Genomic DNA, 22,684 nt, shown 5'->3' with positions numbered 1-22,684 from the left:
GCCGGTGCGCGCGGACCCGACAGCGACTGGGACGACGGGCATTTCGCGATACGGCGCCCGCGATGCTGTGAGTGACCTCACGACCGCGACCAACTCGCGGACGCCACAGCGACGTCGTGGCAAACTCGGTTCGGTGCGTGCCCAACTACACCCGCCCTGTCGTTCGGCCGCGAGGCAGTGCCGGCGATGACCCAGTGGCTCGACCCCGTCGAACAGCGCGCCTGGCAGGCGATCGTGGCGCTCATGGCCCGGATCCCGGGTGCGCTCGATACGCGGCTGCAGCGCGAGGCCGGGCTGACCCATTTCGAGTTCCGGGTGTTGAGCCTGCTCTCCGAGGAAGCGGGCCATCGCCTGCAGATGAGTGATCTCGCACACAAGGCAAATGCGTCGCTATCGCGACTGTCGCATGTGGTGTCGAAGCTGGAGCGGCTGGGCTGGGCCCGGCGCGACTCCACCGTGGGCAGGCGCGGCGTGCACGCGGTGCTCACCGACGCCGGTTTCGAGAAGGTACTCGCGGCCGCGCCGGGCTACGTGGACGCCGTGCGCAGACTGGCGCTCGACGGCCTCGACGCCGAACAGATCGCCCAGCTGGCCGATCTCGGGGAAGCCCTGTCGACGCGGCTGAACCGCGTGCTCGCCGAGGACGGGGACTAGTCGGCGGCCAGCAGCACGTCGGTGTCGAAGCAGGTGTGCGTGCCGGTGTGGCAGGCCGCGCCCTCCTGGTCGACGATCAGCAGGATCGTGTCGCCGTCGCAGTCGAGCCGCACCTCGTGCACGTACTGGGTGTGGCCCGAGGTCTCGCCCTTGACCCAGTACTGCTGACGCGAACGCGAGTAGTAGGTGCCCTTGCGGGTCTCGATGGTCCTGGCCAGCGCTTCGTCGTCCATCCAGGCCATCATCAGCACGTCGCCGGTCGACTTCTCCTGGGCGACGGCGGCGACCAGACCCGCCTCGTTGCGCTTGAGGCGTGCGGCGATGGCGGGATCCAGGCTCATGCCTCGTTTATAACAGCCGCGCCGGGACGACCCGACTGCCCGGTCCGCTAGCTCGATCGCCATGAGCGGTTCTACCCAGCTCGGAGACGCCGCGCACAGTGCGGCCGGTCGCCCAGCAGCCGCCCGGCGCGCGGCTGGTCCTCGGGGTGGTCCGGAACTACCGAGGTGCCGACCTCGAGCCCGGTGACCTCACGGCCGATCACCGCGTTCATCCCGGAATCAACCCGGCCACACCGGAATTCACCGCGATCGGCGCACGAGGATTCCCACTGCGCCCGCGACTTCAGCGGACGGTGATGCCGTCCGCGCGCATGGCGTCCTTGACCTGGCCGATGGTGAGATCGCCGAAGTGGAAGACGCTCGCGGCCAGCACCGCGTCGGCGCCGGCGTGCACGGCGGGCGGGAAGTGCGCGACCGCGCCCGCGCCGCCGCTGGCGATCACCGGCACCCGCACCGCGGCCCGGACGGCGGCGATCATCGGCAGGTCGAAGCCGGCCTTGGTGCCGTCGGCGTCCATCGAGTTCAGCAGGATCTCGCCGACGCCCAGTTCGGCGCCGCGGATGGCCCATTCGACCGCGTCGATGCCGGTGCCGCGCTTACCGCCGTGGGTGGTGACCTCCCAGCCGGACGGGGTGTCGGGCTGACCGTCCGGCACGGTGCGCGCGTCGACGGAGAGCACGATGCACTGCGAACCGAACCGCTGCGACATCTCCGAGAGCACCTCGGGGCGGGCGATGGCGGCGGTGTTCACCGACACCTTGTCCGCGCCGGCGCGCAGCAGCCGGTCGACGTCCGCCACGGTGCGCACGCCGCCACCGACGGTGAGCGGGATGAAGATCTGCTCGGCGGTGCGGGTCACCACATCGAGCATGGTGCCGCGATCGCCGGTGGAGGCGGTGACATCGAGGAAGGTGAGTTCGTCGGCACCCTGGGCGTCGTAGGTGGCGGCCAGTTCCACCGGGTCGCCCGCGTCGCGCAGGTTCTGGAAGTTGACGCCCTTGACCACCCGGCCCGCGTCGACGTCCAGGCACGGGATCACCCGGACGGCCAGCGTGCTCGGCGCCGCGGTATCCGGCCGTTCGTCGGTGCGCGGTGTCATGGTGTTCAGCCTCGTTCCTCTTCGCTGACCGTGCAAATCATTTCCAGGAGCTCCTCGTGCACGCCGGGGGCGGCGGCCAGCACCGAGCCGGAGGTGATCGTCCAAGGCGCGCCGGCCAGATCGGTGACGACGCCGCCCGCGGCCCGCACCAGCGCGACACCGGCCGCGTTGTCCCACGGATGGTGCCCGAACACGACCGCGCCGCCGAGCGCGCCCGAGGCGGTGAACGCCAGATCGATGCCCGTGGCGCCGTGCATGCGTACCCGCGAGGAGAGCCTGCTCAGCGCGCCGAGCAGGTCGAACCGGAACTGACCGGGGATGCGCCCGGCCGAGTCCACGTTGAACGCGCCGAAGCCGATCATCGCCTCGGCCAGCTTGCCGGGTTGCAGCGGCGGCAGCGCGACATCGTCGAGGTACACCGGGCCGCCCTGGATCGCCGCGTACCGGCGGCCGAGCAGCGGCAGCCAGGTCAGGCCGATCACCGGTTCGCCCTCATGGACGAGCGCCAGCAGGGTGCCCGACATGGGGTGGCCGGAAGAGTAGTTGAAGGTGCCGTCGATCGGGTCGAGCACCCAGGCCGTGCCGGAGGTGAGCGCCGGGCCGCCGAATTCCTCGCCGTGCACCGCGATCCCGGTGCGCTGCTGGAGTTCGGACGAGATGGTGCGTTCCAGCTCGAGATCGAGTTCGGTGGCGAAGTCGTTGCGGCCCTTGGTGACCGCGCTCGGCGCACCGATGCCCTCGACGAAACGCGGGACGACCCCGTCCAGTATCCGGGTGGCGACGGCCAGCAGGTCGGTCAGTTCGGCGGTGCTCGGTGCGGCGGTCATCGTCGGTGTCAGCGCACCGCGGCCAGGGCCTCGGGCAGCGTGAACCGGCCCGCGTACAGCGCCTTGCCGATGATCGCGCCCTCCACGCCCTCCTCGGCCAGCCCGGCGATGGCGACGAGGTCGTCGAGCACCGAGATGCCGCCGGAGGCGACGACCGGTGCCTCGGCGGCGTTGGCCACCTCGCTCAGCAGTTCCAGGTTGGGGCCGGTCAGCGTGCCGTCCTTGGAGACGTCGGTCACGACATAGCGCGCGCACCCGTCGCGTTCGAGGCGTTCGAGCGCCTCCCACAGGTCGCCGCCGTCGGTGACCCAGCCGCGACCGCGCAGCCGCCATTCCCCGTCGATCTGCTTGACGTCGAGCCCGACCGCGATGCGGTCGCCGTACTCGCCGAGCACCCGGGCGCACCACTGCGGGTTCTCGATCGCCGCGGTGCCGATATTGACCCGCGCGCACCCGGTGGCCAGTGCCGCTTCCAGGGACGCGTCGTCGCGGATGCCGCCGGACAGCTCGACCTTGACATCGAGTTCCCCGACGACCTGGGCGATCAGCTCCCGGTTGCTGCCCTTGCCGAAGGCCGCGTCCAGGTCGACCAGATGCACCCATTCGGCGCCGGCCTGCTGCCACGCCAGCGCCGCGTCCCTGGGCGACCCGTAGCTTGTTTCGCTACCGGCCTCTCCCTGCACGAGGCGCACGGCCTCCCCATTGGCGACATCGACGGCGGGCAACAGCACAAGACTCACGGGATCAGACTAGTAGGTCCGGACTGTCGATCTCCGCACCGGTCCACGCCCGGTGCGGCCCGTGTCACGTCGATCGGGTTCAGCTACAGCGGCGACGGAGTTCGGGGACGCCGCCGCCGGTGAGCTCGTCGAGGACGACGGCGCGGCCGACAACGGCGAGAGCGATCGCCTCGCCGGGTCCGCGGACCTCGGGCCCGTCACCCCACGCCCAGTCCACGTCGGTGGCGATGAAGCGCAGCCCCTTGGTCCGCTTGCCCGGGAACGCGAACGGGTCGGGGTAGGACAGCACCGCGATCAGGCGATCGGGGGCGATGATGCGCGGGCGGCGCAACGGCCGGCGGATGTCCTGCTGGTGCACCAGCAGGTCCGAGAGCATGAGCCGTGGCGAGAACCGCGACAGCCGACCCGACTCGTGCTCGAACATGTGCACCAGCTGCGCGGTCGGCAGGCCCGCGAAGGACGCCGCGAGCGCGTTGTTGATCCGGTCGACCGAGCCGCGATTGCGCGCCGCGGCGGCCGCGTAGTCGAGGGGACCGAGCGTGTCGGTCAGCAGGTGACCGACCACGTCACGCACCCGCCACCCCGCGCACAGCGACGGTGTCTCCCACTCCTGCTCGGTCAATCCACGTAGGAGTTCGATCAGCTCGGCACGTTCCGCGGCCAGCATCCCCCGAAAGCTCATGCCCGTCACTGTAGGGCGAGGTCCAGCGCCGCTGCCCCCGATTCCGGTGCACGAGAGCGAAATACATTCCGACGGGTCTGTCTGTCCACGGCCCCGCAATCGACCGGCACACGGGGGTGCGGCCCACGGCGTCGCGCCCGGTGCGACGCCGGGACAATGGGACGATGGTCGCTGGTCGGCCGCACCGTGACCGCGCGCCGCCCGACCGGCGCCACGAAGGAGAGGACGCCCGGACACCGTGGGCAAACAGAATCGGCGACGCCGCACCGGACGCCGGGCCGGGCCGACCGCCGGGCCGGTCCTGGACGCCGAAACGCTGGCCGACCCGACGCGGCTCGCCGAGGCGATCGCCACGGCCGCCGCGTCCGCGGCCCAGGGTGACGCCGCCGGGGTCCGGCGGTTCGTCGAGCAGCTGGCCGGTCCGGACCGGGTGCGCCCGGAGGTGGCGGCCGGTGTCGACCTGGCGGGCCGGCGAATCATCGCCCACGCCTTCGACTTCGGCTGGCTCCCGAGGGATGTCCACCAGGCCGCACGCCGCCGTCTCGACGAGTTCGCGGTCGGCTATCTGACCGATCTGATGGCCGATCATCGCGCCCCGTTCGCCGACGACACCGTGGACGAGATCTGGCAGGCCCAGCTCGACGAGCTCGGCGCCACCGTCTGGTGGACGCCACCGCACCTGATCCCCTGGGCCGACCGCGCGCTGCTCACCGGCGGGGAAGCCGTGACCACCGTCCTCGACGCCCTCGCGCTCCTGCTGCGCCTGCCGAAACTGGAGCCGATCCGTCCGCTGCCCGGCACCGCGCACCGTCACCGGACCGCGCATCACGGCGTCGACGAGAAGACCCTCGGCCGGGTCCGCGGGCTGCTCGCCAAGGCCGAGTCCACCGCCTTCCCCGAGGAGGCCGAAACCCTCTCGGCCAAGGCCCAGGAACTGATGACCAAGTACGCGATCGACCGCGTGCTCCTGGAGACACCCGTCGTCGACGCCGATCTCCCCGGCGCCCGCCGCCTCTGGCTCGACACTCCCTACACCGAGGCCAAGGCCCTGCTCATCGATCTCGTGGCCCGGGCCAATCGCTGTCGCGCGATCTTCGTCGCCGACTGGGACTTCGTCACCGTCGTCGGCGAGGACCCCGACCTCGACGCCGTCGAACTGCTGTCGACCTCCCTGCTCGTCCAAGCCACTCGCGCGATGATCGACACCCCATCGGCCGCCGGCGACTCCCGCTCGCGCGCCTACCGCAAGGCCTTTCTCACCGCCTATGCCACCCGCATCGGCGACCGCCTCACCACCGCCGCGGCCACCACGATCGCCGATGCCCCCGACCCCACCACCCTGCTCCCCCTCCTGGCCACCCACGACCATCGCGTCGAGAAGGCCTTCACCACCTACTTCCCCACCACCCGCTCCCGCGGCATCACCATCCGCAGTGCCGAAGGCTGGGACGCGGGGACCGAGGCCGCCGATCGCGCCCGGCTCGGCGACCGCTGAACCGATCCATCCTGACCGACCCGGGGCGAGTTCAGGGTTCGCCTCCGTCGAACGGGTGACGACACCACGCCCGATCCGTCATGAAGATGATCCGTATGGTCACTCCGAAATCGATCGTCTGCGGTGTCCTGATCGCGGTGGCGCCCGTCCTCGGCGGCTGCGGCGCCGCCGAGCAGCCGAGCCGGTCGGTCGCCACGGTCGCCGAACTGGTGGCGCAGGCCGATGCCGTGCCGACACCCCGGATCGAGTGGGCGCCCTGCGCGGAGGAAGCGCTGCGGGCCAGGGAATGCGCTCGGGTGGCGGTGCCGCTCGACTACGCCGATCCGTCGGGACGGCAACTGGAACTCGCTGTGGTCCGGCAGCCTGCCCGCGACCCGGAACACCGGATCGGCACCTTGTTCACCGCGGCGGGCGGACCCGGCGGCTCGGGGATCGAGTGGGCCGCGAAAGGTGAGTTGTTCCCCGGCGAGCTGAGCCGGCGATTCGATGTGATCACCTTCGACCAGCGCGGCGTCGGACGCAGCTCCTCGGTCCGCTGCTTCGCGAATCCCACTGCCCAGCAAGAATTCTGGCGCACCCTGGCGCTGCCACCCATCGGCACCGACCAGCAGGGAGCCACCGAGGACGCGAGCCGCCGACTCGCGGAGGGCTGCCTGCGCCATGACGGCGAGCTGATCGGCCATCTGACCGCCGTGGACGCGGCCCGCGATCTCGATCTCCTCCGGCGTGCCGTCGGTGACCCGGCACTGACCTACCAGGGCGGTTCCTACGCCAGCTACCTCGGCACCGTCTACGGCGCGCTGTTCGCCGATCGCGTTCGCGCACTGCAACTCTCCTCGATCCTCGATCCCGCCTCCTACACCACCGACACCCGCGCCGGCATCGACGCGACCGCGATCGGCACCGAGGAGGTTCTCGGCGAGTTCCTCCGCCTGTGCGCGGCGGCCGGGCCGCAGCGCTGCGCCTTCGCCGCGGGCGCGGCGTCGGCGGCGGACCTGCGCGCCCGCGACACCGCCCTGCTCGACCGGGCGAAGACGGCGGCGCTACCGGTCGGCCAGGGCGCGTCGACGGTGTCGGTGACCTACAGCGAGATCGTCCAGGCCCACGCCATGCTGCTCTACGACGCGACCCTGGGGTGGCCGGCGCTCGCGGCACTCCTGACCGAGCTCGAGCGGGGCCCCGCAGGCAATCCCGCTGTGGTGCGGACGGTCCTGACCGCGATCGGCTCGACCGGCGACTTCCTGGATTCCTTCGTCGCCATTTCCTGCGCGGACAATTCCCTCCCCCGGCAACCCCACCGCTGGCCGGAATTCGCCGCCGAATCCGCCGGCACCGCTCCCGTCTACGGCCCGTTCTGGCTCTACCTCCGCCAGCCGTGCGCCACCTGGCCCACCCCCGCCGACGGCTACCCCCAGCGCTACACCGGCCCATGGACCCAACGAGCCACCGTCCCCCCGCTGCTGTTCAACAACCGCTTCGATCCGGCCACCCCCCTCACCGCCGCCGAGCACGCCGCCGAAGCCATGGGCGAAGCCCGGCTGGTCGTCGTGACCGACGGTTACGGCCACGAACCGGCCGGCGCCTGCGTCACCGACCTCAGCCGGCGCTACCTCATCGACCTGCACCTCCCCGAACCGGGCACCACCTGCACGATCGGCCTGGCGCCCTTCAGCGAATGACGCGGGCGTTCGCCGCGACATGCCCTGACCGACACCAACAATCTACTTGACAGTCCCTGTCATATAGCTAGATACTTTCGCCAGACGGACAGTCAGGCGAGTACGGAGGTGTGGGGTGTCCTTGCGGGAGAGACAGCGGCGGCAGGTGCGTGCCGAGATTCAGCACGCGGCGTTCGCGTTGTTCGCGCGGTCCGGCTTCGACGAGGTGACCACCGAGCAGATCGCCGCGGCGGCGGGGATTTCGCCGAGTACCTATTTCCGGCACGTGCGCAGCAAGGAGGATCTGCTGCTCGACCCGGTGCGCGAGGGCGGCGCCGGGATCGCCGCCCTGCTCGAGGGCCGCCCCGACCAGGAACCGGCCGATACCGCACTGGCCCGGGCGATCCTGGACCGCTCGACCGCGCTGGGCACCGAGGAGCTCGAGCAGTGGCGCGCTGCCTTCGCCACCGCACCGCATCTGCTCGACCGGGTCGCGCTGATCCCACCGGATCACCGGGCGCGGCTGGTCGAGCTGGCCGCGCGGCGAATGGACACCGACCCGGTCACCGACAGCCGCCCCGGGCTGCTGGTGCATCTGATGCTCGCGGCCGCCGAGTTCGGCTATCTGCAGTGGTTGCGCAGCGCGCACACGCCCTCGGCCTCGCTCCCGGTCTGCGTCGAAGCGGCGGTGGCCGCGGTGCTCGACGACCGCTGGCGCACCCCGCGCTGACCCACCCGACGGATCGGACAGAAGAGGCAGATATGAAGCAGGACAGCATGATCCCCGAGACGGTGGATGTCGTGGTCGTCGGATCGGGTGCGGCGGGAATGGCCGCCGCGATCACCGCGGCCCACCACGGCCTGACGGTCGTGATGGTCGAGAAGGCGAGCCGCTGGGGCGGTTCGACGGCCCGCTCCGGTGGCGGGGTGTGGATTCCGGGCAACGCGGCGCTGGGCCGACAGTCCTCGCCCGACGATATCGACGACGCCCGCGCCTACCTCGCCGACATCGTCGGGGACGCCGTCGCACCCGAGATGATCGACACCTACCTCGATCGCGGGCCGGCGGCCTTCGAATTCCTGGCCCGCCACGCACCACTGACGATGCGCTGGGTTCCGGGCTACAGCGATTACTACCCCGAAGCGCCCGGCGGGCGAGCCCACGGCCGATCGGTCGAACCGAAGCCCTTCGACGCGCGCGGTCTCGGCGACGAGCTGGCCACCATGGAGCCCGACTATCTCCGGGCGCCGCGCAACATCGTCTTGACCCAAGCCGATTTCCGGCAGATCCATCTGGGACTGCGCAATCCGCGAAGCCCGTTCCGGGCGGCCAGGATCGGGGCCAGATGGCTGGGCGGCATGCTACGCGGCCGGCACCTGCTCGCCCGCGGTCAGGCGCTGAGTGCGATGCTGCGCCAAGGGATGCGCGACGCGGGAGTACCGCTGTTCCTGGAGACCGCGCTGGTCGAGCTGGCCGTGGCCGATGACCGGGTCGTCGGTGCCGTCGTCCGCCGCGACGGCGCCGAACAGGTGATCAGCGCGCGCCGTGGCGTGATTCTGGCCTGTGGCGGTTTCGAGCACAGCGCCGCCATGCGCAAGCAGTACCAGCGCGAGCCCATCGGCACGGACTGGACCGTGGGCGCGGCCGCCAACACCGGTGACGGCATCCGCGCCGGCCAATCCATCGGCGCGGCCACCGCGTTCATGGACGACGCCTGGTGGGGCCCGTCGATCCCGCTACCGCGCACGCCGTTCTTCTGCGTGTCCGAACGCAATCTGCCGGGCAGTCTCATCGTCAACGACCGCGCGCAGCGGTTCATGAACGAATCCCTGCCCTATGTCGAAGCGACCCATCGCATGTACGGCCGGGGCGACGGCCCGGCCGAGAATCTGCCCGCGTGGCTGATCTTCGACCAGCGCTACCGCAACCGCTATCTCTTCGCCGGCCTGCCCCCGCGCGCGCCCCTGCCCCGGCGCTGGTTCGATGCCGGAATCCTCACGCGCGCAGACACCGTCGGCGAACTCGCGGACAAGATCGGCGTCCCGGCGGACCGCCTCGCCGCCACGGTCACCCGGTTCAACCAGTTCGCCCGCACCGGTGTCGACGCGGACTTCGGCCGCGGCACCAGCGCCTACGACCGCTACTACGGCGACCCCCGCCAGCGCCCGAACCCCAACCTCGGCGCCCTCGACACCGGCCCCTACTACGCCGCCCAGCTCGTCCCCGGCGATCTCGGCACCAAGGGCGGCCTGCGCACCGACACGCACGGGCGCGTGCTGCGCACCGACGGAAAGACCATCGACGGCCTCTACGCCGCGGGCAACACCAGCGCACCCGTCATGGGACACACCTACGCCGGCCCCGGCGCGACCATCGGCCCCGCCATCGTCTTCGGCTACCTCGCCGCCGTCCACGCCGCCACCGCCTGACCGTCCACGGGCCGCACGACCCGCCCGTTCAGCGAGCGGGCTCGAGGACGACGACGGGGATTTCGCGACCGGCCCAGGCCTGGTAGTGGTCGAAGTCGGCGTAGGCGTCGACGAGCAGTGGCCACAGCCGCGCGCGCTCCTGGGGATCGGCGGTCCGCGCGCGGACCGGACGGCGGTCCCGGCCGATCTGGATGTGGGTATCGGGGGTGGCGCACAGGTTGTGGTACCACTGCGGATGTTTGGACAGTCCGCCCTGGGAGGCGACGACGATGATGTCGGCGCCGTCGACGATGTACAGCAACGGCGTGGTGTATTCGACCCCGGATTTGCGGCCTCGGTGGTCGAGCAGCAGGGTGGGGACAGGTTTGCGGAAGCCCGCGCCGACACGCCATTTCGCGCCGATCCGGCCACCGGTGCGCCGGTAGACCCACACCTGCGTCTTGCCCATGTACTTGAAGATCGTGGGCAGCTTCGGGGAGTCGAGGTGTTTCGGGCGCGGCGGTATTGCGGTCATCCGCCGACCATACATCGACACCGATGTGTATGGTCTGGATTGATCCGAGGCGGTGAAGGGAACAGCCGATGCGCACGCATGGATGGTCGGGAGCCACACCGGCCGACGACGATGAGGCGCGAGCCCGGATACTGACCGCCGCGCGGGTGGCGATCGACCGGTCCGGCAACGAGTTCAGCGTCGCCGAGATCGCGCGTGAGCTGGGCGTCACGCGCCAGACCGTCTACCGCTACTTCCCCAGTACCGGAGCGCTGCTGGCGGCGACGGCGATCGCGCACACCGGCCCGTTCCTGGATCTCCTGGCCGAGCGGCTCCGCGGTATCCGCGACCCCGCGACGGCGGTCGTCGAAGGCATCGCCTACACCCTCGAACAGCTGCCCCACGAGAAGTACCTCGGCCTGCTGCTCGCGCCGGGCCGAGCGAGCTCGCTCACCGCCGGGGTCACCTCGGACACCGCGCTGGCGTTCGGCCGCTCGATCCTGCACCGCTTCGACGTCGACTGGGCGAGCGCGGGCATCACCGGCACCCGCTTCGACGACCTGGTCGAGCACATGCTGCGGATCGTCCAGTCGTTCGTGATCGACCCGGGACGCCCACCGCGCCAGGGCGCCGGACTCCGCGCCTATCTCACCGCGTGGGTCGCCCCGGCGCTGCGCACGCCCAGCCGGTAAGGGCTCCGGCTACAGCGAATCGAGCCAGTTGCGCAGGAGCTGGGCGCCCGCGTCGCCGGATTTCTCCGGGTGGAACTGGGTGGCCGAGAGTGCGCCGTTCTCGACGGCGGCGAGGAACGGGACCCCGTGCTCGGCCCAGGTCAGCTTCGGGGGTGCGATGTGCTCGTTCTCCGGGAGTTCCCACTGCTGGGCGGCGTAGGAGTGGACGAAGTAGAAGCGGGTGTCGGCGTCGAGCCCGGCGAACAGGGTGCTGTCGGCGGGAGCTTTCACCGTGTTCCAGCCCATGTGCGGGAGGACCGGCGCGTCGAGGCGGGCGACCGTGCCGGGCCATTCGCCACAGCCTTCGGTCTCCACGCCGAACTCGACGCCACGGTCGAACAGGATCTGCATGCCGACGCAGATGCCGAGCACCGGACGCCCGCCGGCCAGGCGCTGGCCGATAATGCGATCACCGCGCACCGCACGCAGCCCGGCCATGCACGCCGCGTACGCGCCGACACCGGGGACGACCAGTCCGTCGGCGGCCAGCGCGGCCTGCGGATCGGCGGTCACTTCCACCTGGGCACCCGCCCGCACCAGCGCGCGCTCGGCGGAGTGCAGGTTGCCGGAGCCGTAATCGAGCAGGACGACCTTCGAACTCACAGCACGCCTTTCGTGGACGGGACGCCGCTCACCCGCGGGTCGATCTCGACGGCGGCCCGCAGTGCCCGGGCGACCGCCTTGAACTCGGCCTCGGTGATGTGGTGCTGGTCGCGGCCGTAGAGCACCCGCACGTGCAGCGCGATCCGCGCGTTCTGCGCGATCGACTCGAAGACGTGCTTGTTGAGCACGGTCGAGTACGACGCGCCGGGCCCCGCGCTGGGAATGATGGTGTGCACCAGGTGTTCCGGCTCGCCGGTGAACACGCAGTAGGGCCGCCCCGACACGTCGACGGCGGCGTGCGCGAGCGTCTCGTCCATGGGGATGAACGCGTCACCGAAGCGGCGGATGCCCTTCTTGTCGCCCAGCGCCTTGCCCAGCGCCTGGCCGAACACGATCGCGGTGTCCTCGACCGTGTGGTGCGCCTCGATCTCGATGTCGCCCTCGGCCCGTACGACGAGATCGAACCCACCGTGCTGGCCCAGCGCGGTCAGCATGTGATCGTAGAACGGGACACCGGTGGAGATCTCGGTCTGCCCGGTGCCGTCGAGGTTCAGTTCCACCAGGATCGACGATTCCTTGGTGACCCGTTCCACCCGTGCGGTTCTGCTCATGATGTGTTCCTCCACAGGGGGATTCGTCAGTGGGTCAGGTCGGTGGCCGCGATGCCGGCGCTCACCCGCAGGAACTCGTCGTTCTCCGCGGCGAGGCCGACGGTGGCGCGCAGGTAGCCGGGGATGCCGACGTCGCGGATGAGCACCCCGGCGTCGAGGTAGTGCTGCCAGGCGCGCGCGGCGTCGGTGAACCGGCCGAACAGGATGAAGTTGGCGTCGCTGGGGATCACCTCGAAGCCCTGCGCGGTCAGCGCGGCGGCGACCCGGTCGCGCTGCGCTGCCAATTCCGCGACGCTGCCGAGGGTTTCGTCGGCGTGCCGCAGGGCGGCGCGCGCGGCGGCCTGGGTGACCACCGAGAGGTGGTACGGCAGCCGCACCAGCAGGATCGCGTCGATCACGGCGGGCGAGGCGGCCAGGTACCCGAGGCGACCGCCGGCGAAGGCGAAGGCCTTGCTCATGGTGCGGGTGACCACGAGCTTGGTCGGGAACCGGTCGATCAGCGTGATCGCGCTCGGCGCGGCCGAGAACTCGCCGTAGGCCTCGTCCACGACGACGATGCCGGGCGCCGCGTCGAGGATCCGCTCGAGCTCGTCGATCGGGATGCTGTGCCCGGTCGGGTTGTTCGGGCTGGTCACGAACACCACGTCGGGGCGGCGCTCGGCGATCTGCGCGACGGCGTAGTCGATGTCGAGGGAGAAGTCGCCGCTGCGCTTGGCCTCGATCCACTCGGTGTCGATGCCCTCGGAGATGATCGGGTGCATCGAGTACGAGGGCACGAAACCCAGTGCGCTGCGGCCTGGTCCACCGAAGGCCTGCAGCAGCTGCTGCAGGATCTCGTTGGAGCCGTTGGCCGCCCACACGTTCGCGGCATCGACGGGCACGCCGGTCTGGCGGGTCAGGTACGCGGCGAGATCCGCGCGCAGGGCCACGGCGTCGCGGTCCGGGTACCGGTGCAGATCCGCGGCGGCCGCGCGCACGGATTCGGCGACATCGTCGATCAGCGCCGTGCTCGGCGGGTGCGGGTTCTCGTTGGTGTTGAGCTGCACCGGCACGGTCAATTGCGGTGCGCCGTAGGGCGATTTGCCGCGCAGGTTGTCGCGCAGCGGCAGCTGGTCCAGGGTCGCCGAGGCGCCGGGCACGGTGGGCGTACTCACGACAGGGCCTCGAAACGCGCCCGCACGGCCTGCCCGTGCGCGGGCAGGTCCTCGGCGTTGGCCAGGGCGACGACGTGACCGGCGACGTCCTTCAGCGCGGCCTCGGTGTACTCCACGATGTGGATGCCGCGCAGGAAGGTCTGCACGCTCAGCCCCGAGGAGTGCCGCGCGCAGCCCGCGGTGGGCAGCACGTGGTTGGACCCGGCACAGTAGTCGCCCAGGCTGACCGGTGCCCACGGCCCGACGAAGATCGCGCCCGCGCTGCGCACCCGCGCGGCGACGGCGGCGGCGTCGACGGTCTGGATCTCGAGGTGTTCGGCGGCGTAGGCGTCGACGACCCGCAGACCCTGGGTGATGTCGTCGACGAGGACGATCCCGGACTGCTTGCCGCTCAGCGCTTCCCGCACGCGGGCGTCGTGCTTGACGACAGTGAGCTGGGCGTTGAGGGCAGCGTCGACCGCGTCGGCCAGCGCCACCGAGTCGGTGACCAGCACACTGGCGGCGAGCACGTCGTGCTCGGCCTGGCTGATCAGGTCGGCGGCCACGTGCACCGGGTCGGCGGTGGCGTCGGCCAGGACCGCGATCTCGGTGGGGCCCGCCTCGGCGTCGATGCCGACCAGGCCGCGGCACAGCCGCTTGGCCGCGGTGACGTAGATGTTGCCGGGGCCGGTGATGAGGTCGACCGGCGCCAGCGGGGCGCCGTCGGTGTCGGTGCCACCGTAGGACAGCAGCGCCACGGCCTGCGCGCCGCCGACCGCCCACACCTCGTCGACGCCGAGCAGCGCGGCGGCGGCCAGGATCGTCGGGTGCGGCAGACCGCCGAACTGGGCCTGCGGCGGCGAGGCCACCACCAGTGACTCCACGCCCGCGGCCTGCGCCGGGACGACGTTCATCACGACCGAGGACGGGTAGACGGCATTGCCGCCGGGCACGTACAGCCCGACCCGCTCGACCGGCACCCACTTCTCGGTGACGGTGCCGCCGGGCACGACCTCGGTGACGGTGTCGGTGCGGCGCTGGTCGGCGTGCACCTTCCTGGTCCGCTCGATCGCGACCTCGAGCGCGGCCCGCACGGCCGGGTCCAGCTCCGCGAGCGCCTTGGCCAGTTCCGCGACGGGCACGCGCACCACGCTCGGGCGCACACCGTCGAACTTCTCGCTGTAGTCCAGCGCGGCCTCGGCGCCCCGGTCGCGGATGTCCTCGACGACCGGCCGCACGTGATGCAGCACCGAGTCCACGTCGACCCCGCCACGCGGCAGCGCGATGCGCAGCTCGGCAGTGGACGGAGTACGACCGCGCAGATCGACGCGGGCGAGCTCGATGCGGGGAGTCATATCGGGGTGCAGTCCTGTCTGTGCTGGGCTCAGGTCAGATACCAGCCTATCGGTCGCCCGCCATCGCTTTTCCGGCACATCCCGCCGAAGACGACGGACCCGGCGGGGTCACCCCCACCGGGTCCGTGCTCACTTCGTCGTTCGCGGGGCGAACCGCACCGACCTCAGCGGGTGTCGCCGTCGATGCGCAGGCTGCCGCCGGAGTTGACGACGCGCATGACCATGGCCTTGGTCTGGCCGTTGATGGTGATGCTGGCCAGGCGCATGTCGGTCGAGCCGTCGGCGTTGTTGCCCTTGACCGCGGTGATGCTGGCGAAGGTGTCGACGGTGCGGTCGTTCCAGTACTGCCGGAACGCGGCCTCACTGCCGTAGACCTTCTGCGCGGCCGGGGTCAGCAGCGACCAGGACCCCGCCGGATTGCTGAAGAAGTCCTCCACCAGCAGACCGGCCGAGCCGATGTCGACGGTGCCGACATTGGCGGTCTGCCCGAGCGCGACCGGGGCCGCGCTGCTCGAGGCCGGACCGGCCGTGGACTTCACCGAGGTCGACGGATTCGCCTGCACCTGCGGGGAATTCGAGTCCGAGCTGTTCAGGGCGCTCACCGCGACGGCGATCGCGGCGACCACGGCGCCGACGCCGGAACCGATCAGCACCGCACGGCCCTTGCCCGCCTGCTTGCGGGGCAGGGGCGCGGGCTGGGCCGCGGTCAGCGGATGCGCGGCCGTGTCGTGGCGCATCTGCGGACGCGGGTTCGACCGGATCTGGCGGGTGGTCGCGGTGGACGCGCCCGCGTGCGAAGTCCGGTTGCCGGACTGCCGGATGACCTGGGTCGCGGCCGCGGAGTTACGGCGGCTGTAGGCCTCGCTGGCGGGCACGAAGCCCGCGGGCACCGCGTCGGCGTCGGCGAACGCGGCCAGCGCCTCGCGCGCCTCGGTCATCGTGGGCCGGTCCAGCGGGTCCGGGCTGAGCAGGTCGAGCAGGAAATCGGTCGCCGGACCCGCGTTGCGCGGCTCGCGCACCTGGCCGTTGGCCGCGGCGTAGAGCACCGCCAGCGGGTTGGCGTTGGCACCGTAGGGCGGCTCGCCCTCGAGCGCGTGGAACAGGGTGGCACCGAGCGCGAACACGTCGGCGGCGGGCGTCGGATCGGAGCCGCGCGCGACCTCGGGTGCCAGGTAGGCGGCCGTGCCGCAGATCAGGCCCGTCTCGGTGAGGGTGACGTCACCGGCGGCGCGGGAGATGCCGAAGTCGGTGATCTTCACCTCACCGTGCTCGCCGAGCAGGATGTTGCCCGGCTTCACGTCACGGTGCACGAGTCCGGCCTGGTGGGCGGCGATCAGCGACGAAGCGACCATCTCGCCGATGCGGGCGACCTCGGTCAGCGGCAGCGGACCCTTCTGGCCCAGTTCGGCAGCCAGGCTGACCGACTTGAGATACTCCATCACCAGGCACGGATCACCGTTGTGCTCGGTGATGTCGAAGACGACGATGGCGTTGGGATGCTGGAAGCGTGCCGCGTTGCGGGCTTCCCGAATCGCACGCTGGCGCAGGACATCCCGCTCACCCTCGGGCAGGCTGGGCTTGATGTGGATCTGCTTCACAGCCACCGAGCGTTGGAGGCGTTCGTCGACAGCGCGCCATACAACGCCTGTGCCGCCGCTACCAATACGCTCGACCAGGCGGTAATGCTCCGCGATCTTCTGACCGGTATCGATGGCGCCTACTCCGAACCTTCTCGAAATTGTGACATCCCGCGTATTGACCATGGATATGGTCCGTCGACGAGTGTAGCTGGCCCGGTGTGGACCGCGTGCGGCAGCGTGGGTATTGCTCGCCCACAGAGCGTGACATAGATCATCGTTTGGCTCTCAGCATGCGTCCGGCCGCCTCGACCGCGGGGCCCGAGCTGCCCGCGTCGGCCACGAAGACGGCGAACGCGAGGTCACCGTCGATGCCGACGAACCAGCCGTGCGCGTGCTTGTCGTCGAGATATTCGGCGGTGCCGGTCTTGCCGAGCAGCCCCGGGATATCGCGCAGCGCGGTGGCGGTGCCCGCGGTCACCGTCTCGCTCATCATGGTCTCTATCTGCGACGTCACGCTCGCTGGCACCGGCGCGGAGGCGCGATCGGCGGTGCCGGGACGCCCACGCACGAGGGTGGGCGCCGGCGCGGAACCGTGCGCGAGCGAGGCGGCGACGAGCGCCATCCCGAACGGCGAGGCGGTGACGCTGCCCTGCCCGATGCTCGACTCGACCTGCTGCGCCGGATTCTGCGCGGCCGGAACCTTCCCGGTGACAGTCGTCAACCCGGGTGTCACATAATCCACTCCCAAACCGAGCTGCGCGGCCGCCGTAGTGAGCCCGTCGGCGGGTAATCGCACACCCAGCTCGGCCATCGTGGTGTTGCAGGAGCGCGCGAAGGCGGTGTGCAGCGGCACCTGCCCGAGATCGAAGCCGTTGTCGTTGGGAATCGTGCGGCCCTCGATGGTCGCGCGGCCGGGGCAGGGCAGCACCGTGTCGACGGTGACCCCGCCCGCCTGCAGCGCCGCCGAGACGGTAACGGTCTTGAAGGTCGATCCGGGCGGGTAGAGGCCGGTGAGCGCGATCGGGCCCTGCGCGTCGGCGGGCGCGTTCTGCGCGACGGCGAGCACCTCCCCCGTCGACGGTCGCAGCGCGACGATCGCGGCGGGCTGCGCGATCGGGGTCAGCGCGGCTTCGGCGGCGTTCTGCAGGTCGATGTCGACGGTGGTCGCGATATCGGCGGTCGGGGTCGCGTCGGGTCCGGCGATGCGCTGGGTGCCCTCGGCGGTCTGCGCGCGCACGGCCCAGCCCGCCGCGTTGTCGGCCTGCTGCTGCCACAACTCGGCCAGGCCGGCGGTGGTGGGACCGGCCAGGCTCTTGTCGACGGTGAGTAGCCGGGTCTGCGGCGCGAGCGTCACCCCGCGCACACCGGTCAGCGCCTGCTGCACCGGGGCGATATCGGCCTCCCGCAAGGCGACCGCGACCACCGGTTTGCCTTGCGCCGCCGCCAGATCCGCCCGCACCGTGGCCTCGGTGACGCCCTGTGGCGCGAGCAGCGCGGCGACGGCGGGCAGATCGGCATCGGGGGCGACGTTGACCAGCGTCACCACCTGCTGGGTCATCAGGTCACCGCCGGAGGAGTCGAGCACCCGCGCGGGTTTCGGATAGACGGGGCTGTAGCCGAGCGGGCCGAGTTCCAGGCCGGGCGCGACCGTGGTCGGGTTCCAGGTGATCTTCCAGCCGTCGGCCTCGGTGGCGGCGCCCTTGCTGGTGTAGGTCCACTCGTCGCGGCCCTCCGGGCCGAATTTCCAGGTGGATTCGAGGGTGAAGGTGTTGTCGTCGGTGGCCGAGACGCGCACCGCGTCGTTCTTGCCGAGGTTCTCGAACAGGGTGGTCAGCGTCGCGCGGGCCTGCTCGGGCGCATCGGTGAGCGCCGCCGCGGCGGCCGCGTCACCGCTGCTCAGCGCGGCGGCGAAGGACTCGGCGACCGTCTGCGGCTGATCCGGTCCGGACGAGCACGCGACGGGCATCAGGGCGAGCGCGAGGAGCAGGACCGGTGTCTTGCGGGAGAGGCGCACGCGACCGAGGGTAGCCGGACTCGCGGCGGCCGTAGGTACCTCGCGCTACCACCAGCCGGTGATCACGCCGATCTGACGGCCCAGCTCGGGCGCGAGCGAGCGCGCGTAGCTGGCCGTGAGGTGGTGTTCATCGCGGTAGATCAGGACATTGCCCTCCACCACCCGGCAGCGCTGCGGCCTGCACACGGCGTCGGAGAGGTCGAGCAGATAGACGTTCGGATAGCCGGCGGCCGGTTCCTCGGCCGGGTCGCGGGCATCGAGGGCGGCGGCGCGATCGAGCCCGCAGCTGTCGGGATCGCCGCGATGGGCCAGGCAGTCGGTGGCGCGGTAGAGCACGCCGTCGCGGCGCAGACGCGGAGTGTCGCGCAGCGCAAGCACATTCAGCCCGCGATCCTGCATGGCCGACCACACCTCGAGATATTCGCCGGGCACCTCGTCGCCGAGGCCGTCCTTGCGGTAGCGCGTCGACAGCGTGAGCACCCAGTCCGGCGGCTCGGCGGCGAGCCGGTCGAGCACCTCCCGCGACCACTCGTGGCACTCGGGGAACGGCCATTCGGCGTAGGACGGCTGGTCGGCGAGAGTGACCGGACAGCCCTCCTTGAGGTAGGAGATCACCCGGATACCGTGCTCGGCGCCGAGCAGTTCCAGCGCGGGAATCCAGTGCTCGGAATGCGATCCGCCGACGACCGCGATCGAGCGGGCGCCGTCGGGGTCACCGTAGACGCAGGTGCGGACCTCCCGGTTGGGGGTGATGCAGCCGTCGGTCGTCGGCGGTGGCGTGTCGGCCTGGCCTTCGAACACCGTGGGGCGCATCGGTTCCGGCGAGGAATCCGCGCCGGAGAGCAGGGCCGCCGCGCCCGGGTACCGCACGGTGTCCAGCGCCTGCGGCGGCACCGCCGGGTTGGCCCGCACCACCACCTGCCAGCCCACCGCCGAGACCAGGACCGTCACGGCGAGCGCGGTGACCAGCGGGCCGGTCGCCCGATGCCCGCCAGCCACGGGCTCCTGGCCGGTGGGCGACAGCCGCAGCGGCGTCTCGATCAGCCGGTTCGTCAGGTAGGCCAGCACCAGCGAGATGCCGATCACCACCAGTCCGTCGACCAGTCCGGCGTGCGCGCGACCGGTCTCGGCCAGGTAGAAGATCAGGATCGGCCAGTGCCACAGGTACAGCGGATAGGCCAGCGCCCCGAGTTCGGTGCAGCAGCGCCCGGCCAGCAGGCGGTTCGGCCAGGCTGTCACCGTCGCGGCACCGAAGCCGGAGGCGATCACCAGGCAGGCCGCGGCCACCGGCCACAGCGCCGCGACGCCGGGAAACTGATTGGCGCCGTCGAACATCGGGCCGCAGGACAGCACCATCAGCAGGCCCGCCGCGGCCGCGAGTCCGCGCAGCGCGCGCGGCACGCGCAGGTAGGGCGCGGCCACGGCGAGCGCGGCGCCCGCCAGCAGCTCCCAGGCCCGCGCGATGCTGTCGTAGTAGGTCCACGCCTGATGCTGGGCGGTGCCGAACGCGGCGTACCAGAACGAGAGCAGGCCCAGACCGGCCAGCGCGATCAGCAGCGTCGGGCGACCGGCCGCGCCGCGGCGGCGCAGCCACGCCCATCCGGCCAGGACCGCCAGGATCACCAGATAGAACTGGCCCTGCACCGACATCGACCACAGATGCTGCAATGGGCTGACCGAGGGGTCGGGCGCGAGATAGTCGAGCTCGGCGGTGGCCAGATACCAGTTCTGCGCGTAGAACATCGAGGCCAGCGTCTGCGCCGCGGTCTCCCCCAGCTGGGTGTAGGGCCGCAGCGCCACGGTGGCGACCGCGATCGCCGCCAGCACGACGACCAGCGAGGGCATCAGCCGGCGCGCGGTCCGGCGCGCGGTCGCGCCCGCGGCTACCCCACCCCGCCGTTCGACACCACGAACCACCGCGCCGGTGAAGAAGAACCCCGACAGCACCAGGAACACGTCGACGCCGCCGGACACCCGGCCCGCCCACACGTGAAACGCCACGACCAGCGCGATCGCCAGACCACGCAGCCCGTCCAGATCCCGACGCCGGACCGCCGGACCGGCGACCGGTCCGGGCCGGCTAGTCGCCTCCGGCTGAACCGGCAACGCGGATTGCACCTTCGGCACCAAACGACCCCACAGTTCGTTCCCCACACCACGGCGCAGGGGTTTGTTTCCCGGCAAGTAACCATCAATTTGCCGTAGCGACACCGTGGAAGCAAACCGCCGAGCCGTAGGTGGGACCGTGGATGTGAGCCGTCAGTCGGCGCGCCAGGGTGCGGTCGCCAAGGCCGCCGCGTCGGTGTCGTCGAGGTCGATGTCGAACACCTCGGTCAGGACTTTCGGCAGGTCGCTGGGGTCGAGCTCGCGCGCGGACGACGTGCCGTCGGGGTATTCGGTGGTCAGTGTCAGGTCGTCGAGGACGTGGTGCACCTCGGGCCGGAAGCGCTGCACGAACGGCCGGGTGGTGAACGGTGAGCGTGGCGAGGTCGACACGAAATGGTTGCCGACCGCGAAGTCGATCCGGTACTGCGGATCCAGGGTGAAGGCGTAGCGGTCCTGCCAGCCGTCGCGGGCGAACTGGTGCAGCACCCACAGGTCGTCGCCCAGCGCGCCGGTGCGGCGCTCGACCCGGAAGCGCCACTGCCCCAGCGCGAATTCGCCGTGCTCGTCGGTCAATTCGAACGGCGCGAGCGGCCCGGCGCCGAAGCCGACATCGCAGATCCACACCCGGGCGTCGTCGTCGGTGGTGACCCGGACCAGCGCGTGAGTGGCAGGCCGGATCGCGCCCGAGTCGAGCGCGCCCATGGTCACCCGGCCGCTGAGCCCGGTGACGCCGAAGCCCAGCCGCTCCAGCGCGGCGGCGAACAAGGTGACGTTCTCGTAGCAGTAGCCACCGCGACGCCGGGTCACCATCTTGTCCTGCAGGGTGGCCAGGTCGAGCGGGATCCCGCGCCCGAGGATGATCTCGAGGTTCTCGAACGGCATGGCCGTGGTGTGCGCGGCGACCAGCGCGCGCAGGGTCACGACGGTCGGTGTCCGTGGCCCGTCGTAGCCGATCCGCGCCAGATAGGCGTCCAGATCCAGATCTTCGCCCTGCCAGCGGTCCGCCCGCTGCGTCGGTTCGGTCACCATGCCCTCTTCTCGCCTCGACAACTTCCCGGACAACGCGATACCCGGGATCGATGTTCCGCCGCGCGCGTAGGCACAGGTCAGGCCGCGCATTTCGCGCCCGCCGGCGTCGCGGGCGCGGTGACCACACCCGCGGCCACGTCCACGACGTAGTCGCCGACGGCGGGCGCGAGCGGTTCGGTGCCCGCGAGCAGGCGCAGCACCACACACCCGCCCTCGAAGAACGCGGGCCCGATGTCGTGGTTGCCGGGCACGACGGCGCCGGACAGGTCGCGCCCGCTGACGACGGTGTAGAAGGAGAACGGCTTGCCCGCCGCCGTCAGCGCGTCCCGCAGTTCCACACTGGTGGTGAACGGCACGATGGCGTCGGCGGTGCCGTGGATCAGGAACGCCCGGCGCATGCTCATCCGGTCGGCGAGCAGGGCGGGCGAGCGCTCGGCGTAGGCGAGCGGGCAGCCGATCGGGGTGCAGCCGCCCGCGTCGCGTTCGATCTGGCGGGGCAGCGCGGGATCGACCGACGCGCCGGTGGCCCACATCGTGAAATCGTCGGCGGGACCGTAGTTGTCGACCCAGTAGTCGAACAGTCCGGCGGGCCCGTGCGCCACCGCGAGGCCGCTGGTGATGCCGCCCTGGCTCCAGCCCCACAGCACCGTGGTCGCCACGGCGGGGTGCGCGTCGCGGTACCACCGGGTCGCGGCGACCACGTCGTGCCAGCCCGCCCACAGATTCCACTCCCCGGCCCGCCACGGTCCGTCGGCGCTGCGCAGGTCCATCAGCAGGATCGGCGAGCCGCCGACCAGCGCCAGCGAGGTCATATACGGCGCGAAGTCGGCCGAGGAGCCGCCGTGCCCGTGCACCGCGACCACCAGCTGATCGTCCGAGATATCGCCCGGCGCACAGCGATACGGCTCGTACACCCGCCCGGTGGCCCGCTCACCGTCGACGGTGATGGCCACCGGGACGACGCTCACCCCCGGCGCGCACACCGGTTGCGCGACCGCGGCCTGCCCACCGACCAGCCCACCGCCCACCAGCACCAGCACCGCCGCGGCCACCCGGCCCCACTGCCTCATGCCGCGATTGTCCGCTGTCGCGGTCCACCGAGC

21 protein-coding genes are annotated in these 22,684 nt (G+C 71.3%); 6 read left to right on the top strand and 15 right to left on the bottom strand.

What is annotated here, in order from left to right; translation table 11 throughout:
- The first annotated feature begins 186 nt into the window (after positions 1–186).
- Entirely contained in the window at positions 187–654 is a 468-nt protein-coding gene (locus tag NV348_RS28680) for a MarR family winged helix-turn-helix transcriptional regulator (protein ID WP_447149637.1), read from the top strand.
- Here NV348_RS28680 and hisI read toward each other — a convergent pair.
- The 5 genes from hisI to NV348_RS28655 form a co-directional block, all read right to left on the bottom strand.
- Entirely contained in the window at positions 651–995 is a 345-nt protein-coding gene (gene hisI / locus NV348_RS28675; protein WP_189033976.1) for a phosphoribosyl-AMP cyclohydrolase, read from the bottom strand. The two genes, NV348_RS28680 and hisI, sit on opposite strands and share 4 nt — an antisense overlap.
- Before the next feature lie 283 nt (positions 996–1,278).
- Positions 1,279–2,094, bottom strand: a complete 816-nt coding sequence (hisF, locus tag NV348_RS28670; protein ID WP_218716878.1) for an imidazole glycerol phosphate synthase subunit HisF — start codon at positions 2,092–2,094, stop codon at positions 1,279–1,281.
- 5 nt (positions 2,095–2,099) lie between these two features.
- Complete coding sequence (locus NV348_RS28665; protein ID WP_447149636.1) at positions 2,100–2,921, bottom strand: inositol monophosphatase family protein; 822 nt, start codon at positions 2,919–2,921, stop codon at positions 2,100–2,102.
- Positions 2,922–2,929: 8 nt separating this feature from the next.
- Positions 2,930–3,661, bottom strand: coding sequence for a bifunctional 1-(5-phosphoribosyl)-5-((5-phosphoribosylamino)methylideneamino)imidazole-4-carboxamide isomerase/phosphoribosylanthranilate isomerase PriA (gene priA / locus NV348_RS28660; protein ID WP_358098919.1), 732 nt, complete (start codon positions 3,659–3,661; stop codon positions 2,930–2,932).
- A 79-nt stretch (positions 3,662–3,740) separates the two neighbouring features.
- Positions 3,741–4,343: a maleylpyruvate isomerase family mycothiol-dependent enzyme gene (locus NV348_RS28655; RefSeq protein ID WP_447149635.1), complete on the bottom strand. Its 603-nt coding sequence runs from the start codon at positions 4,341–4,343 to the stop codon at positions 3,741–3,743.
- A 238-nt stretch (positions 4,344–4,581) separates the two neighbouring features.
- Between NV348_RS28655 and NV348_RS28650 the strand changes: the two genes are divergently transcribed.
- From NV348_RS28650 to kstD, 4 genes are all read left to right on the top strand, one after another.
- Complete coding sequence (locus NV348_RS28650; RefSeq protein WP_447149634.1) at positions 4,582–5,838, top strand: DUF2786 domain-containing protein; 1,257 nt, start codon at positions 4,582–4,584, stop codon at positions 5,836–5,838.
- Between the two features lie 95 nt (positions 5,839–5,933).
- A complete protein-coding gene (locus NV348_RS28645; RefSeq protein WP_447149633.1) occupies positions 5,934–7,517 on the top strand; it encodes an alpha/beta hydrolase in 1,584 nt (527 codons plus the stop codon).
- Positions 7,518–7,632: 115 nt separating this feature from the next.
- Positions 7,633–8,226 carry a TetR/AcrR family transcriptional regulator gene (locus NV348_RS28640; RefSeq protein WP_447149632.1) on the top strand — a complete coding sequence of 198 codons (594 nt, stop codon included), beginning with the start codon at positions 7,633–7,635 and terminating at the stop codon, positions 8,224–8,226.
- A gap of 32 nt (positions 8,227–8,258) precedes the next feature.
- Positions 8,259–9,926 carry a 3-oxosteroid 1-dehydrogenase gene (gene kstD, locus NV348_RS28635; protein WP_447149631.1) on the top strand — a complete coding sequence of 556 codons (1,668 nt, stop codon included), beginning with the start codon at positions 8,259–8,261 and terminating at the stop codon, positions 9,924–9,926.
- Between the two features lie 28 nt (positions 9,927–9,954).
- Here kstD and NV348_RS28630 read toward each other — a convergent pair whose 3' ends face one another.
- Entirely contained in the window at positions 9,955–10,440 is a 486-nt protein-coding gene (locus NV348_RS28630; protein ID WP_447149630.1) for a nitroreductase family deazaflavin-dependent oxidoreductase, read from the bottom strand.
- A gap of 68 nt (positions 10,441–10,508) precedes the next feature.
- Here NV348_RS28630 and NV348_RS28625 point away from each other — a divergent pair, with 68 nt between their 5' ends.
- On the top strand, positions 10,509–11,111 hold the full coding sequence (locus NV348_RS28625; RefSeq protein ID WP_447149629.1) for a TetR/AcrR family transcriptional regulator: 603 nt from the start codon (positions 10,509–10,511) through the stop codon (positions 11,109–11,111).
- A gap of 9 nt (positions 11,112–11,120) precedes the next feature.
- On the opposite strand, the gene hisH is transcribed toward NV348_RS28625, so the two are convergent.
- The 9 genes from hisH to NV348_RS28580 form a co-directional block, all read right to left on the bottom strand.
- Positions 11,121–11,753, bottom strand: a complete 633-nt coding sequence (gene hisH, locus NV348_RS28620; RefSeq protein ID WP_447149628.1) for an imidazole glycerol phosphate synthase subunit HisH — start codon at positions 11,751–11,753, stop codon at positions 11,121–11,123.
- Complete coding sequence (gene hisB, locus NV348_RS28615; protein ID WP_030203827.1) at positions 11,750–12,364, bottom strand: imidazoleglycerol-phosphate dehydratase HisB; 615 nt, start codon at positions 12,362–12,364, stop codon at positions 11,750–11,752. The genes hisH and hisB overlap by 4 nt, the downstream gene beginning before the upstream one ends.
- A 26-nt stretch (positions 12,365–12,390) precedes the next feature.
- Entirely contained in the window at positions 12,391–13,518 is a 1,128-nt protein-coding gene (locus NV348_RS28610) for a histidinol-phosphate transaminase (protein ID WP_447149627.1), read from the bottom strand.
- Positions 13,515–14,852 (bottom strand): histidinol dehydrogenase, encoded by a 1,338-nt coding sequence (hisD, locus tag NV348_RS28605; RefSeq protein WP_447149626.1) that lies wholly within the window; start codon positions 14,850–14,852, stop codon positions 13,515–13,517. Before hisD ends, NV348_RS28610 begins: the two co-directional genes overlap by 4 nt.
- Positions 14,853–15,016: 164 nt before the next feature.
- Complete coding sequence (locus tag NV348_RS28600; RefSeq protein WP_447149625.1) at positions 15,017–16,615, bottom strand: serine/threonine-protein kinase; 1,599 nt, start codon at positions 16,613–16,615, stop codon at positions 15,017–15,019.
- A gap of 88 nt (positions 16,616–16,703) precedes the next feature.
- Entirely contained in the window at positions 16,704–18,446 is a 1,743-nt protein-coding gene (locus NV348_RS28595) for a penicillin-binding transpeptidase domain-containing protein (protein ID WP_447149624.1), read from the bottom strand.
- Between the two features lie 45 nt (positions 18,447–18,491).
- Complete coding sequence (locus NV348_RS28590) at positions 18,492–20,552, bottom strand: acyltransferase family protein (protein WP_447149623.1); 2,061 nt, start codon at positions 20,550–20,552, stop codon at positions 18,492–18,494.
- Between the two features lie 153 nt (positions 20,553–20,705).
- Complete coding sequence (locus tag NV348_RS28585; protein ID WP_447149622.1) at positions 20,706–21,581, bottom strand: arylamine N-acetyltransferase family protein; 876 nt, start codon at positions 21,579–21,581, stop codon at positions 20,706–20,708.
- A 77-nt stretch (positions 21,582–21,658) separates the two neighbouring features.
- Positions 21,659–22,651, bottom strand: a complete 993-nt coding sequence (locus tag NV348_RS28580; RefSeq protein ID WP_447149621.1) for an alpha/beta hydrolase family protein — start codon at positions 22,649–22,651, stop codon at positions 21,659–21,661.
- Positions 22,652–22,684: the final 33 nt, after the last annotated feature.

The organism is Nocardia fodinahabitans (genome assembly GCF_052983615.1).
The sequence above is the reverse complement of the archived record's forward strand: the minus strand, read 5'-3'. Positions and strand labels throughout refer to the sequence as shown.

Excerpts from the sequence above, each read along its gene's own strand:
- NV348_RS28680 (WP_447149637.1), top strand. The coding sequence starts at position 187 with ATGACCCAGTGGCTCGACCCCGTCGAACAGCGCGCCTGGCAGGCGATC.
- hisI (WP_189033976.1), bottom strand. The coding sequence starts at position 995 with ATGAGCCTGGATCCCGCCATCGCCGCACGCCTCAAGCGCAACGAGGCG.
- hisF (WP_218716878.1), bottom strand. The coding sequence starts at position 2,094 with ATGACACCGCGCACCGACGAACGGCCGGATACCGCGGCGCCGAGCACG.
- NV348_RS28665 (WP_447149636.1), bottom strand. The coding sequence starts at position 2,921 with ATGACCGCCGCACCGAGCACCGCCGAACTGACCGACCTGCTGGCCGTC.
- NV348_RS28655 (WP_447149635.1), bottom strand. The coding sequence starts at position 4,343 with ATGAGCTTTCGGGGGATGCTGGCCGCGGAACGTGCCGAGCTGATCGAA.
- NV348_RS28645 (WP_447149633.1), top strand. The coding sequence starts at position 5,934 with ATGGTCACTCCGAAATCGATCGTCTGCGGTGTCCTGATCGCGGTGGCG.
- kstD (WP_447149631.1), top strand. The coding sequence starts at position 8,259 with ATGAAGCAGGACAGCATGATCCCCGAGACGGTGGATGTCGTGGTCGTC.
- NV348_RS28630 (WP_447149630.1), bottom strand. The coding sequence starts at position 10,440 with ATGACCGCAATACCGCCGCGCCCGAAACACCTCGACTCCCCGAAGCTG.
- NV348_RS28625 (WP_447149629.1), top strand. The coding sequence starts at position 10,509 with ATGCGCACGCATGGATGGTCGGGAGCCACACCGGCCGACGACGATGAG.
- hisB (WP_030203827.1), bottom strand. The coding sequence starts at position 12,364 with ATGAGCAGAACCGCACGGGTGGAACGGGTCACCAAGGAATCGTCGATC.
- hisD (WP_447149626.1), bottom strand. The coding sequence starts at position 14,852 with ATGACTCCCCGCATCGAGCTCGCCCGCGTCGATCTGCGCGGTCGTACT.
- NV348_RS28600 (WP_447149625.1), bottom strand. The coding sequence starts at position 16,615 with ATGGTCAATACGCGGGATGTCACAATTTCGAGAAGGTTCGGAGTAGGC.
- NV348_RS28585 (WP_447149622.1), bottom strand. The coding sequence starts at position 21,581 with ATGGTGACCGAACCGACGCAGCGGGCGGACCGCTGGCAGGGCGAAGAT.
- NV348_RS28580 (WP_447149621.1), bottom strand. The coding sequence starts at position 22,651 with ATGAGGCAGTGGGGCCGGGTGGCCGCGGCGGTGCTGGTGCTGGTGGGC.